This is a genomic window from Pseudomonas sp. 18.1.10 (genome assembly GCF_024655625.1).
Classification (GTDB): domain Bacteria; phylum Pseudomonadota; class Gammaproteobacteria; order Pseudomonadales; family Pseudomonadaceae; genus Aquipseudomonas.
Map to the genome: position 1 here is coordinate 1 of NZ_JANLGL010000154.1, position 14285 is coordinate 14285.

Sequence of the window (14285 nt, forward strand, 5' to 3'; positions counted from 1 at the left end):
TTTGGTTACTTTGGGGCTTTTCCAAAGTGACCCGCCGTAAGGGCGGAACCATAGGTGGCCGTTACCTAAATAACGGATATGCCCCCCATCACCCCCCACTAACACTCATAAACCGCACCACCTGCACCTCCCCCGCCCCAGTAAACTCATGCCGCAACGGCTTCCCCCTCAACGCCCCCACCAACGCCTCAACCACCGGCCCATCATCCACCGGAGACCCCCTAAGCAACCCCCGAAAATCCACCGAATCCTCCTGCCCCAGGCACAGCAAAAGCCGCCCCTCCACCGTCACCCGCACCCGATTACAACTCCCACAAAAATTATGCGAATTAGGCGATATAAACCCGATCCGGGTACGAGGATGCCGCACCAACCGCACATACCGCGCCGGCCCACCACTCGTCTCCGCACTGTCGAGCAGCTCATATTCCCGGGCGATCACGGCGCGCACGTCGTCGCTGGGGCAAAACGCCTCACCCCGCGACCGCCCCACATCCCCCAAGGGCATTTCCTCGATAAAACTGATATCGATCCCCCGCTCAATGGCGTACCGCACCAACCCCGGCACCTCATCAAAATTGCGCCCCTTCATCACCACACAGTTCAGCTTGACCCGCTCAAACCCCGCCCCACTGGCCGCCTCGATCCCGGCCAAAACCTGGCGCAAATCACCGTTGCGAGTGATCGCCCGAAACCGCTCGGGATCAAGGCTGTCGAGGCTGATATTCATGCGCTTGACCCCCGCCTCCACCAACGGCCGCGCCAACCGCGCCAGTTGCGAGCCATTGCTGGTCATCACCAGCTCACGCAAGCCCGGCAATGCCGCAATGTTGCGGCACAGGCCGACAATCCCCGGCCGGATCAGCGGTTCACCGCCAGTCAGGCGGATCTTGCGCACACCCTGCCGCACAAACAGCGCGGCCAGGCGCTCCAGTTCTTCCAGGCTCAACACCTGTTGGCGCGGCAGGAAGGTCATGGTTTTCGCCATGCAGTACACACAGCGAAAATCACAGCGATCGGTCACCGACAAGCGCAGGTAGTCAATCGAACGGCCAAGCCCATCCACCAGGCTCATGTCACTGCACCAACGGCGAGTCGGCGCCCTGCAAGGCGAGGCCACGGATGTCCGCCGCGCCAATCAGGGTGTGCAGGTATTGCACCAGTGCCTTCTGCCACACGCCTTGCTGCAACTGGGTGCGGATCGCGCCGGCCACCGCTTCATAGGGCAACGGCTGGCCTTCGACACGCTGGTCGATGCTGATGACGTGCCAGCCGTAGCGACTTTCCAGGGGTTTGTCGGCCAGGCCCGGCGCCAGGGTGAACAGTTGGCGCTCCAGTTCCGGCACGGTCTGGCCCTTGCTGATCTGGCCCAGCGAACCGCCCTGGGCCTTGGAGGGGCACGCCGAGTATCTGAGGGCCAACTCGGCAAAGCTGCCGGGGGCTTGCGCCAGGCTCAGCAGGAGGATTTCGGCCTGCACATGGGCCATCTGCCGCGCCTCGGCGTCGTCCGGTGCGCATTCGAGCAGGATGTGCCGCACCGCCAGCAACGGCGCGCTGTGGAAGCGTCCGCGATTGCTGTCGAAATAGTGCAGGCACGTCGCCTCGTCGCACTGCGGCACGCTGATTTCACGTTCCAGCAGCAAGCGTGTGGCCGCTTCCTCTTCGTTCTCGCCAGGAGCGATGTCCACCGCCAGGCCGAGTGCACTGATGCGCTGCTGCAACAGCTCGCGGATCACCAGCGCACGGGCGGCCAGGTACACCGCCGACTCGCGGCTTTCCGCCGGGTGATACTGCAACTCCAGGGCCATCGCCTCGGGCGTGATGGGCACGCCGTTGACGCTGACGATGGGCCATTCCTGTTCACTGCTGGCGATCAATGCCGGCGCCGCCTCTGCCACTTCCACCACCTCGACGTCCGGCACTGGCACCGACGATCCGCAACCCCCGCCACATCCGCATCCTGTTGTCATGACCGTCTCCTCACGACTTCTGCCGCACGATTTGATAACGCCGCCCCAGGTACCAGATCGGCGCGCTGACCACGTGCACCAAGCGGGTAAACGGGAACAGCACGAACAAGGTCAGGCCCAGCGCCACATGGGCCTTGTAGATCAGCGACACCGGCGCAATCGCCGCCGCCGCTTCCACCGGCCGCAGCAGCACCACGTTCTGCGCCCAGTCGGCGAGCATCACCATCACCGAGCCGTCCATATGGCCGGTGGACGCGACGATGGTCAGCAAGCCCAGCAGCAACTGCGCGAGCAGCACCAGCAGGATGAGGATGTCCGACGCACTCGACGTCGCCCGCACCCGTGGATCGCTGAGGCGGCGCTTGACCAGCATCAACAGACCCACCAGGCACAGCAGGCCGAAGAAGCCACCGGAGACCATCGCCAGCAACTGCTTGTTCTCGGTGCTGATGACGTGGTGGTACACCGACGCCGGCGTGAGCAGGCCGACAAAATGCCCGGCCAATACAAACAGCACGCCGATATGGAACAGGTTGCTCGCCACGCGCATGCCACGGTTGTTGAGCATCTGGCTGGAGCCGGCCTTCCAGGTGTACTGCGCCAGGTCGAACCGCGCCCAGCTGCCCAACAGGCAGATCGCCAGGGCGACGTAGGGATAAACCCCGAATACCAGCAAATTCCACTTAGACATTACCCACCTCCCCGGCCGGCGCGGCGGCCGGCCCTTGCTGCTGAAAATCCACCCAGTGCAACGGCACGGCGCTTTCTTCGCGGGCCTTGCCCGGTGCACTCGGCATGGCACTGCAACGGTCCTGCTGTTCGGCCTGCATAAAGTCCACGGCCTCCTCCTCCCAGACCTTGTCGAGGGCTTCGAGGGAGTCGTCACGCGGCTCGGCGGCCACTTGCGCTCGCACCTCGGCCACGGCCTGGTGCGGCTCGGCGCCGGCGATCTGCAACAGCGCACGGAAGCAACTGGCGTAGGCGCTCTCGCGCTCTTCCAGACGCGCGCCGAGCAAGGCCAGCAGGTGCGCCACATCCGCCAGGCCCTCGCGGGCCTCGATGTCTTCGCGGGTGGACAGGAACTCCAGGTACAGCGGGATGTAGTCCGGCAGCTCCTTGACACCAATGGCAAACCCGGCGGCCTCGTACTGGGCCATCATGTCCACCATGGCCTGGCCACGGTCGCGGGATTCGCCGTGCACGTGCTCGAACAACAGCAGCGACAACGAACGCCCACGGCCAAACAGCGCGCCATAGTGTTCCTGGCCGTCCATCAGGTCGTTGGCGCAGATCAGCTCCAGCAATTCGAACAGCGCACCGCGTTGCTTGGGGCTGATTTCCCGCGATTCGATGATCGCCTGCTCCAACTCATCGCGGCCGTTCACCAAACGTTCGGTGGGGTAGTCCAGCAGCAGCGAAATCACTTTAAGAATGCGCATGGCTCAGTCCTCCCAGATCTGTACGGTTTTCAACACGTCGCGGCGGTTGGCCTTCTTCGCGCCGAACATATTGGTGTCGGAGCTGCCGCTGCAGCCGCTGCCAAAGCTGAACCCGCAACCGGAACGCTCGGCGAACGCGTCGCTCATGGCGTCTTCGCGGTGGGCGCTGGGCACCACAAAGCGGTCCTCGTAATTGGCGATGGCCAGGTAGCGGTACATCTCTTCCACCTGGGGCACGCTGAGGCCGACGTCTTCGAGCACTTGCAAGTCCTGCACGCCGTCCACTTGCTGGGAGCGCTTGAACGCACGCATGGCCAACAGGCGTTTCAAGGCACGCTTGACCGGCTTTTCATCGCCCGCCGTGAGCATGTTGGCCAGGTAACGCAGGGGGATGCGCAGGCTGTCGACATCAGGGATCACGCCGTTCATGCCCACGGTGCCGGCAGCGGCGGCGTTCTGGATCGGCGAGAGTGGCGGCACGTACCAGACCATCGGCAAGGTGCGGTATTCGGGGTGCAATGGCAGGGCGAGCTTCCAGTCCACGGCCATTTTGTACACCGGCGAACGCTGCGCCGAGTCGATCACCGACTGCGGCACGCCATCGGCCAGGGCCTGGCGGATCACCGCAGGGTCGTTGGGGTCGAGGAAGATCTCCAGCTGCTTCTCGTACAGGTCCTGCTCACTGGCGGTGCTCGCCACTTCGCTGATGCGGTCGGCGTCGTAGAGCAACACGCCGAGGTAGCGGATGCGGCCGACGCAGGTTTCAGCACACACCGTAGGCATGCCGGCTTCGATGCGCGGGTAGCAGAAGATGCACTTCTCGGATTTGCCGCTCTTCCAGTTGAAGTAGATCTTCTTGTACGGACAGCCGCTGATGCACATGCGCCAGCCACGGCACTTCTCCTGGTCGATCAGCACGATGCCGTCTTCTTCACGCTTGTAGATCGCGCCGCTGGGGCACGACGCCGCGCACGCCGGGTTGAGGCAGTGCTCGCACAGGCGCGGCAGGTACATCATGAAGGTGTTTTCGTACTCGCCGTAGATGTCGGCCTGGATCTGGTCGAAGTTCTTGTCCTTGCGCCGCTTGGCAAACTCGGTGCCGAGGATTTCTTCCCAGTTGGGGCCCCACTCGATTTTCTGCATGCGCTTACCCGACACCACCGAGCGCGGGCGTGCGGTGGGTTGGTGCTCGCCCAACGGCGCGGTGTGCAGGTGCTGGTAGTCGAAGTCGAACGGCTCGTAGTAGTCGTCCAGGCCCGGCAGGTCGGGGTTGGCAAACAGGTTGGCGAGCACGCGGAACTTGCCGCCAATGCGCGGGTTGATGCTGCCGTTGGCGTTGCGCACCCAGCCGCCCTTCCACTTGTCCTGGTTCTCCCACTCCTTGGGGTAGCCGATGCCGGGTTTCGATTCGACGTTGTTGAACCAGGCGTATTCCATGCCTTCGCGGCTGGTCCACACGTTTTTGCAGGTGATCGAGCAAGTGTGGCAGCCGATGCATTTGTCCAGGTTGAGGACCATGCCGATTTGTGAGCGGATCTTCATCTCAGTTCTCCTCGAGATCAGTCGGCAATGGGCGTGGCAGGTCATCGCCGTGGGAGCCATCGAGCCAGTCGACCTTGGCCATCTTGCGCACCACGACAAACTCGTCGCGGTTGCAACCGACCGTGCCGTAATAGTTGAAACCGTAGGCCTGCTGGGCATAGCCGCCGATCATGTGGGTCGGCTTGAGCACCACGCGGGTCACCGAGTTGTGGTGGCCGCCACGGGTCTTGGTGGTTTCCGAACCGGGCACGTTCACGATGCGTTCCTGGGCGTGGTACATCATCACCATGCCTTCCTTGACGCGCTGGCTGACCACCGCGCGGGCGGTCAGCGCGCCGTTGACGTTGAAGCATTCGATCCAGTCGTTGTCCTCGATGCCGGCGCGCTTGGCGTCGATTTCCGAGAGCCACACAATCGGCCCGCCACGGCTGAGGGTGAGCATCAGCAGGTTATCGCTGTAGGTGCTGTGGATGCCCCACTTCTGGTGCGGGGTGATCCAGTTCAGCACGATCTCCGGCTCGCCATTGCTGCGCTTGCCCTTCACGCCTTCGATGGTGCGGGTGTTGACCGGTGGCCGATAGCTCATCAGCTGCTCGCCGAACGCCTGCATCCACGGGTGGTCCTGGTAGAACTGCTGGCGGCCGGTGATGGTGCGCCATGGGATGTTTTCATGGACGTTGGTGTAGCCGGCGTTGTAGCTCACGTGTTCGTCTTCGAGGCCCGACCAGGTGGGGCTGGAAATGATCTTGCGCGGCTGCGCCTGGATATCGCGGAAACGGATGGCTTCGTGGGCCTTGGAAATCGCCAGGTGGCTGTGGTCGATACCGGTGAATTCCGACAGCGCGGCCCAGGCTTTCAGGGCGACCTTGCCGTTGGTTTCCGGGGCCAGGGACAGGATCACCTCGGCCGCATCGATGGCCGTGTCGATCTTCGGCCGGCCGTGGCTGATACCCGCATCCCCTTCGTGATGATTCAGCTCGCCGAGAAACTCGACTTCTTCCTCGGTGTTCCAGTTGATGCCCTTGCCGCCGTTGCCGAGCTTTTCCAGCAACGGGCCGAGGGAGCTGAATTGCTTGTAGATGTTCGGGTAGTCGCGTTCCACCACCGCCATGTTTGGCGCGTTCTTACCGGGGACCGGCGCTACGCCGGCGCTTTTCCAGTCGGTACCGCCAAAGGGCTGGGCCAGTTCGCCGACGCTGTCATGCATCAGCGGTACGGTGACCAGGTCCTTCTCCACACCGAGGTGCCCGACCGCCATGGCGGAAAAGGCCTTGGCGATGCCTTTGTAGATTTCCCAGTCGGAGCGCGACTCCCACGCCGGGTCGATGGCCGCCGACAACGGGTGGATAAACGGGTGCATGTCCGAGGTGTTCATGTCGTCTTTTTCGTACCAGGTCGCGGTCGGCAAGACGATGTCGGAATACACGCAGGTGGACGACATGCGGAAGTCCAGGGTGGTCACCAGGTCGAGCTTGCCGATGGCGCCGTCGTCGACCCATTCGGCTTCGGTGGGCTTGCTTTCGCCGCCAAAGCCGATGTCCTCGTTCATTACGCCGTTCTTGGTGCCCAGCAGGTACTTGAGCATGTACTCATGGCCCTTGCCCGACGAGCCGAGCAGGTTGGAACGCCAGATAAACATGTTGCGCGGGAAGTTCACCGGACTGTCCGGTTGTTCGCAGGCAAAACGCAAGGTGCCGTCCTGCCAGGACTTGACCACGTAGTCTTTCGGCTCCATGCCCGCCGCTGCGGCCTCACGGCAGATATGCAGCGGGTTGCGGTTCAGTTGCGGCGCGCTGGGCAGCCAGCCGGCGCGTTCGGCGCGGATGTTGTAGTCCAGGGCGTGGGTGGGGAACTGGGACTTGTCCGCCAGGGGCGAGAGCACGTCGTGCATGTTCATTTTTTCGTGGCGCCACTGGGAGCTGTGGCCGTAGAAGAAGCTGGTGCCGTTCATCTGCCGTGGCGGGCGGTTCCAGTCCAGGCCAAAGGCCAGGGGCAGCCAGCCGCATTGCGGGCGCAGTTTTTCCTGGCCGACGTAGTGCGCCCAGCCGCCGCCCGTCTGGCCGACACAGCCGCAGAGCATGAGCATGTTAATCAGGCCACGGTAGTTCATGTCCATGTGGTACCAGTGGTTCATCGCCGCGCCGACGATAATCATCGAGCGGCCACGGGTCTTGTCGGCGTTGTCGGCGAACTCGCGGGCAATCTGGATCGCCTTTTCGCGGCTGACGCCGGTGATCGCTTCCTGCCACGCCGGGGTGCCCGGCACGCTGGCGTCGTCGTAGTCCCTGGCCACGTTGCTGCCGCCCAGGCCACGGTCGATGGCCAAGTTGGCCGCCGACAGGTCGAACACCGTGGCGACCTTGGCCACACTGCCATCCGCCAGCACCACGCTGCGCACCGGCACGCGGCGAAATTGCACGGCTTCGCCGGCCACGTGCTGGAAGTGTTCGTGGGCTTCGCCGGCAAAATACGGGAAGGCCACTTCGGCCACGTCGTCGCCGATCAGGCTGAGCTTGAGGTCGATGGCGCGGCCTTCACCGCCCTCTTTGGCGAGGATGTTCCACTTGCCCTTCTCGCCCCAGCGGTAGCCGATGGCGCCCTGTGGCGAAACCAGCGCGCCGCTTTCGTCGAGGGCGATGGTTTTCCATTCCGGGTTGTTGTCCTGGCCGAGGTTGTCGATCAGGTCCGAGGCGCGCAGGAAGCGGTCGGGCTGGAAGCCTGCGCCCGGGGCAAAACCGGTCACGGGCTTGAGCATCACCAGCACCGGCAGGTCAGTAAAGCGCTTGGCGTAGTCGGTGAAATACGGGCTCGGGTGGTCGAGGTGAAACTCCTTGAAGATTACATGGTTGAAGGCCTGGGCCAGCGCGGCATCGGTGCCCTGCTTGGGGTTGAGCCACAGGTCGGTGAGCTTGGCCACTTCCGAATAATCGGGGGTGATGGCCACGGTCTTGGTGCCCTTGTAGCGCACCTCGGTGAAGAAGTGTGCGTCGGGGGTGCGGGTCTGCGGGACGTTGGAACCCCAGGCAATGATGTAGTTGGAGTTGTACCAGTCGGCCGATTCCGGCACGTCGGTCTGCTCGCCCCACACCATCGGCGACGCCGGTGGCAGGTCGCAGTACCAGTCGTAAAAACTCAGGCACACCCCGCCCAGCAGCGACAGGTAACGGGAACCGGCGGCGTAGCTGACCATGGACATGGCCGGGATCGGCGAGAAGCCAACAATACGGTCCGGCCCGTATTGCTTGATGGTGTAAACGTTGGAGGCGGCGATGATCTCGTTCACCTCCTCCCAATTGGAGCGGATGAACCCGCCCATGCCACGCTTGCTCTTATACGACTCGGCCTTGGCCTTGTCCTCGACAATGCTCGCCCAGGCTTCCACCGGCGCCAGGGTCAGGCGCGCTTCACGCCACAGTTTGAGCAGCGGCTTGCGGATCTTCGGGTACTTGAGCCGGTTGGCGCTGTAGATGTACCAGCTGTAGCTCGCGCCGCGCGGGCAGCCACGGGGTTCGTGGTTGGGCAGGTCGTTGCGGGTGCGCGGGTAGTCGGTCTGCTGGGTTTCCCAGGTAATGAGGCCGTTCTTCACGTAGATCTTCCACGAGCAGGAACCGGTGCAGTTCACCCCGTGGGTGGAGCGCACGATCTTGTCGTACTGCCAGCGCGAACGGTAGACGTTTTCCCAGTCGCGGGACTCCTTGCGGGTCTCGCCGTGGCCGTCGGAGAACTCGTCTTGCTTGCGGTTGAAGAACCGCAGTTGATCCAGTAAGTGACTCATGATGCTTTCCTCATCAGGCGTGCCGTGGGGTGCGTGGCCCCGCGAATTCGTGGTCGATCAGCAGGGTGTGGCGCAGCCTTTGCGGGCGTACCACCACCAGGTCACGACGATGCAGCTCAGGTAGAAACCGACAAACAGGTAGAAGGCCATGGCCGGGCTGCCGGTGGCGGCCATGGAGGTGCCGAAGGTCTTGGGGATGAAGAACGCGCCGAACGCGCCCATGGCCGAGCTGAAACCCAGCACGGCGGCGGACTCCTTGCCGGCGTCCTTCAAGGCTTGTTCACGCACGGCGGCGGGTTGGCCGGCGCTGGCCTTTTCGTGAACGGTGCGGAAGATCACCGGGATCATGCGGAAGGTGGAGCCGTTGCCAATGCCGGTGGTGATGAACAGCAGCATGAACAGGCCCAGGAAGCCGTAGAAGTTGCCCGCCTCGCCCTGCTGCGGCAAAAAGTGCAGCACGCCGAACACCATCACGATCATCAGCACGAAGTTCCACAGGGTCACCCGCGCACCGCCCAGTTTGTCCGCCAGCCAGCCGCCCAATGGGCGTACCAGGGCGCCCACCAGCGGGCCGAGGAAGGCGAATTTCAGCGCCACCACTTCGGGAAACGAGGTCTTGATGAGCAACGGGAAGGCTGCCGAGAAGCCGATGAACGAACCAAAGGTCGCCAGGTACAACCAGCACATCAGCCAGTTGTGCTTGCGCTTGAAGATCACCGCCTGGTCGCTGAACGAGGCGCGGGCGCTGGACAGGTCATTCATGCCAAACCACGCCGCCACGGTAACGATGAGGATGAACGGCACCCAGATGAACCCGGCGTTCTGCAACCACAGCTGGCTGCCATCCGCCAGGGTTTGCGGCTGGCCACCGAGCGCGCCGAACGCCGCAAAGGTAATCACCAGCGGCACGCAGAACTGCATCACCGACACCCCCAGGTTACCGAGCCCGGCGTTCAGGCCGAGGGCGGTGCCCTGCTGGGACTTGGGGTAGAAAAAACTGATGTTGGACATGCTGGAGGCGAAGTTGCCGCCGCCAAAACCGCAGAGCAAGGCGATCAGCACAAACACGCTGTACGGGGTACTCGGGTCTTGCACCGCGAAGCCCATCCACAGCGACGGCAGCAGCAAGGAGGCGGTGCTCAGGGCGGTCCAGCGGCGCCCGCCGAAGATCGGCACCATGAACGAATAGAACACCCGCAACGTCGCACCGGACAGGCCCGGCAAGGCGGCCAGCCAGAACAGCTGGTCAGTGGTAAAGCTGAAGCCAATGGCGTTGAGGCGCACGATGACTGTGCTCCAGACCATCCACACCGCAAAGGCCAGCAACAGCGCGGGGATCGAGATCCACAGGTTGCGGGTCGCCGTCTTCTTGCCGCTGGCGCCCCAGAACGCCGGGTCTTCGGGGCGCCAGTCGTGGATCACCGGGCCCGATTCGGGCTTTTGCGCGATAGACATGATTATTCTCCTCTGCCAGCTCGTGTGCCGAGCAACGGCTGTTTGCGAATTTCGCTGAGGTACATCCAGGTCAGGGACACCCAGACCACGCCGTACATCAACATGAAGCAGGAAGAGCGCACGCCGGTGAGGTCCACCAGGGCGCCGAACATAATCGGCAGCACAAAGCCGCCCAGGCCACCGGCCAGGCCGACGATGCCGGACACTGCGCCCATGTTGTGCGGGTAGTCATTGGCGATGTACTTGAAGACCGAGGCCTTGCCGAACGCGAAGGCGATGCCCATCACAAACAGCAGCACGGTGAACAGCGTGGGGTTGAGGCCGATATGGAAATCCAGCGGACCGTTGACGGTCATCACCTGCAGTTGGGTCTGCGGATAGCTGAGCAGGAACAGGCAGATCCAGCTCACCCACAACACCCACCAGGTCACGCTTTGCGCGCCCCAGCGGTCCGACATCCAACCGCCCACCGCGCGCAGCACACCGCCGGGCAGGGAGAAACACGCGGCCAGCAGCGCGGCGCTCTGCAGGCTGAAACCGTATTCCTGCACGTAGTACTTGGTCACCCACAGGGCCAGCGCCACGTAGCCGCCGAAGACAATCGAGTAGTACTGGCAGTAGCGCCACACGGCCGGGTCTTTCAGGCACGCCAACTGCTCACGCAGGGTGGCGCCACCGGCACTGCGGTGCGCCTTGTTTTCGCTGGTGAGAAACCAGAACAGCAGCGCGGTGATAAACAGGATTGCGCTGAACACCTTGGGTACCAGGTGCCAGGTGCCGAGGGCAATCAGCGCCGGGGCGAGAAACTTGGTCACCGCCGCCCCGGCATTACCGGCGCCGAACACGCCCATAGCAAAGCCCTGGTTGTCCTTGTCGAACCATTTGGCAACGTAGGCGATGCCCACCGAAAACGAGCCGCCCGCCAGGCCGACAAACAGGCCCAGCACGAGGAACTGCCAATAGGCGGTGGCGTAGGTAATCAGGTACAGCGGCAGTACGCAGGCAAGCATCAGCAGGAAAAACACGATGCGCCCGCCGAAGCGATCCGTCAGCAGGCCCAGCGGGAGGCGCACCAGGGAGCCGGTCAACACCGGCGTGGCGGCCAGCAGGCCGAACTGGGTTTCGTTGAGTTGCAGCAGGTCTTTGATCGGCACGCCGAGCACGGCGAACATCATCCACACCATAAAGCAGACGGTGAAGGCCAAGGTGCTCATGCCCAGCACCAGGCCTTGTCGCAGACGGGGTTGAGTCACGGTAAGCGCTCCAGAAAGTGATTCCATGAGCGCAGGTTAGGGGCGACACCCCCGCGGAACTTGACCCAGATCAACGTGGGCCGGGTGGGTATGGGGCTATGCTGGCCCCGTCTACCTCCTTGGAGGTAGTCAACAAATCAAGAGAAAGCCTTTATTTATCAATGGATTGCTCTCTTGTGCCGCCTTTTATCCGTGGGAGGGTTCGCCGGCAACTCTTTAGAGGTAGTGCGCCAGGGAAGGCCACGTTCAACCCCCTTTCCCGCTCCAGGTGCAAGCATGCTGCTCCCCCACTCCCTTCGATTGCGCTGTCATGTTTGACTGGCTGCGCAGCTCCCTGCCCGCCCGCGCCGGCCTGGCGGTGATCCTGATCGCCATCCTCGCCCTGGCCAGTTCCCTCAGCGCCGGGCTGATCGCCTGGTTCAGCCAGGGCGACGCCGCCGCGATCAACACCGCCGGCTCCGTGCGCATGGAGACCTACCACCTCAGCTGGAAACTCGCCGCCGGCGCACGCCCGGAGGAAATCGCCGAAGTCAGCCAGAGCCTGCAACGGCGCCTCGACAGCCAGTCCCTCAAGGCGGTGCTCGAAGACGGCCCGCACAGTGCGCTGTTGCAGAGTTACCAGCAGATCCAGCAACGCTGGAACGACGAACTGCGCCCAGCAGTGATGCGCGGCGACGCGGCGCTGTTCCAGGCCCAGGCACCGGCGTTTGTCGAGCAGTTGAACCGGTTCGTCAGCCTGTTGCAGCAACAGAGCGAGCACAAGCAAGGCTGGCAACAGGCGATCCAGGGCCTGGCGCTGTTCAGTACCTTAATCATCCTGCTGCTGGGCTTGTACGAGTTGCAGTACGGCGTGGTCACGCCGCTGCAGGAACTGGTGCACGCCACCCGGCGTTTTCGCGACGGTGACTACCAGACCCGGGTCAACCACCGTTCCGACGACGAGCTGGGCCAACTGGCCCTGAGCTTCAACGCCATGGCCGAAACCATCGAAGCGTCCCATCGCACCCTCGAAAGCCAGGTGCAACTCAAGACCCTCAACCTGCAACAAGCCAACGCCGCCCTCGAACTGCTGTACCAGAGCAGCAGCAGCCTGGCCACGCGCCTGGCCAATGCCGAAGGCCTCGATGAGCTGATCCGGCGCTTCCAGAAACGCTTGCCCGGGCTGCGCTTGTCGCTGTGCCTGCAAGGCCACTTCCTCGCCCCGGCCCAGCAGATGCTCGCCCTGCACGGCGAGCACAGCCGCAACGTCTGCGCGATTGGCGATTGCGCCACCTGCGAACGCGCCCACGTCGCACCGCCGCAGGTGTTCAGCATCAGCAACCAGGGCGCTGAACTGGGTGAACTCAAGGCGCACTTCCTCGACGGCCATGCGCCCCAGGATTGGGAGCAACAATTGATCCAGGCCCTGGCCAACCTGATCGGCACCTCCCTGTCCCTCAAGCGCCAGCGCGAGCAGGACCACCGCCTGCTGCTGTTGGATGAGCGCACCATCATCGCCCGCGAACTGCATGATTCCCTGGCCCAGGCGCTGTCGTACATGAAGCTGCAAGTGAGCCGCATGCAAACCCTGATCCGCCGTGGCGAACCGGTGGACAGCCTGGCCAGCGTCACCGCTGAACTGCGCGAAGGGTTGAACAACGCCTACCGCCAACTGCGTGAATTGCTCACCACCTTCCGCTTGCAGATCCACGACGCCGGGCTGGTGCAAGAGCTGCAAGACACCGCTGAAGAATTCTCCCAGCGCGGCGAATTCCAGGTGCACCTGCATGTGGACGCGCTGGCCTTCCAGCTGTCGGCCAGCGAGCAGATCCACCTGTTGCAGATCACCCGCGAAGCCCTGTCCAACTGCCTGCGCCACGCCCATGCGCAGAATGCCTGGCTGCAACTGCGCCAGGTCGGCGAGACCGTCAGCCTGAGCATCGACGACGATGGCCGAGGCTTCAGCGGCGACGTCGACCGGCGCGAACACCACGGCCTGACCATCATGGACGAACGCGCGCGCAGCCTGCACGGCCACCTCGACCTCAGCCCCCGCGAGCCCCAGGGCACCCGGGTGCAGCTGCGTTTCCAGCCGGAATTCCTCGGCCATTCCCTACAAGGCACCGCCCCATGAACACCGCCACGCGCCACCGTATCCTGCTGGTTGACGATCACCCGATGATGCGCCACGGCATGCGCCAGATCCTCGAACTGGAAGACGACCTGCACGTGGTCGGCGAGGCCGGCAACGGCCAGGAAGCCCTCGACCAGATCGCCAGCCTGCAACCGGACCTGGTGTTGCTGGACAACAACATGCCGCACATGAACGGCCTGGAAACCCTGCGCCGCCTGCGGGCCATGGACTATGCGGGCAAGGTGTTGCTGTTTACCGTGTCCGACGCCGAAGACGATGTGCGCGATGCGCTGCGTTTGGATGCCAATGGGTATTTGCTCAAGGACATGGAGCCGGAGTTAGTGGTCGAGTACATCCGCGATGCGTTGCAGGGCGCCCTGGTGATAAGCCCCGGGCTGACCCGCGTGTTGGCCCAGGCGTTGCGCGCGCCGCAGCCGCATGCGGCGGTGGAATTGACTGAGCGCGAGCGGCAGGTGCTGCGCACGATTGCCAGTGGGTATAGCAACAAGGTGATCGGGCATAAGTTGGGGATTACGGAGGGGACGGTGAAGGTGCATGTGAAGAATTTGCTGCATAAGCTGGGGTTGAGGTCGCGGGTGGAGGCGGCGGTTTGGGCTATGGAACACCTGCGGCAGGTGGGGTGATTGGTTGGTCGGTTGGTCGGTGTACATATCCGTTGCTGCGGTAACGGCCACTTAGGGTTCCGCCCTTACGGCGGGTCACTTTGGAAAAGCCCCA

Annotated in this window: 10 protein-coding genes; 2 read left to right on the forward strand and 8 right to left on the reverse strand. The window is 63.5% G+C overall.

The window, feature by feature from the left end; genetic code table 11:
- Positions 1–88: 88 nt before the first annotated feature.
- The 8 genes from moaA to NUV89_RS21685 are packed head-to-tail and all read right to left on the reverse strand — an operon-like array spanning position 89 to position 11434.
- Entirely contained in the window at positions 89–1075 is a 987-nt protein-coding gene (gene moaA, locus NUV89_RS21650) for a GTP 3',8-cyclase MoaA (protein WP_257782908.1), read from the reverse strand.
- Between the two features lies 1 nt (position 1076).
- Positions 1077–1970, reverse strand: coding sequence for a peptidylprolyl isomerase (locus NUV89_RS21655; protein WP_257782909.1), 894 nt, complete (start codon positions 1968–1970; stop codon positions 1077–1079).
- 10 nt (positions 1971–1980) lie between these two features.
- Complete coding sequence (narI, locus tag NUV89_RS21660) at positions 1981–2661, reverse strand: respiratory nitrate reductase subunit gamma (protein ID WP_017735788.1); 681 nt, start codon at positions 2659–2661, stop codon at positions 1981–1983.
- Complete coding sequence (gene narJ, locus NUV89_RS21665; RefSeq protein WP_257782910.1) at positions 2654–3409, reverse strand: nitrate reductase molybdenum cofactor assembly chaperone; 756 nt, start codon at positions 3407–3409, stop codon at positions 2654–2656. The genes narI and narJ overlap by 8 nt, the downstream gene beginning before the upstream one ends.
- A 3-nt stretch (positions 3410–3412) precedes the next feature.
- Positions 3413–4951, reverse strand: coding sequence for a nitrate reductase subunit beta (narH, locus tag NUV89_RS21670; protein WP_017735786.1), 1539 nt, complete (start codon positions 4949–4951; stop codon positions 3413–3415).
- A 1-nt stretch (position 4952) separates the two neighbouring features.
- Positions 4953–8726, reverse strand: a complete 3774-nt coding sequence (locus tag NUV89_RS21675; RefSeq protein WP_257782911.1) for a nitrate reductase subunit alpha — start codon at positions 8724–8726, stop codon at positions 4953–4955.
- Positions 8727–8783: 57 nt separating this feature from the next.
- Positions 8784–10181 (reverse strand): NarK family nitrate/nitrite MFS transporter, encoded by a 1398-nt coding sequence (locus NUV89_RS21680; RefSeq protein ID WP_257782912.1) that lies wholly within the window; start codon positions 10179–10181, stop codon positions 8784–8786.
- Between the two features lie 2 nt (positions 10182–10183).
- Complete coding sequence (locus NUV89_RS21685; RefSeq protein ID WP_257782913.1) at positions 10184–11434, reverse strand: nitrate/nitrite transporter; 1251 nt, start codon at positions 11432–11434, stop codon at positions 10184–10186.
- 310 nt (positions 11435–11744) lie between these two features.
- Here NUV89_RS21685 and NUV89_RS21690 point away from each other — a divergent pair, with 310 nt between their 5' ends.
- Positions 11745–13547: a HAMP domain-containing protein gene (locus NUV89_RS21690; RefSeq protein ID WP_257782914.1), complete on the forward strand. Its 1803-nt coding sequence runs from the start codon at positions 11745–11747 to the stop codon at positions 13545–13547.
- Entirely contained in the window at positions 13544–14191 is a 648-nt protein-coding gene (narL, locus tag NUV89_RS21695; protein ID WP_257782915.1) for a two-component system response regulator NarL, read from the forward strand. Before NUV89_RS21690 ends, narL begins: the two co-directional genes overlap by 4 nt.
- Positions 14192–14285: the final 94 nt, after the last annotated feature.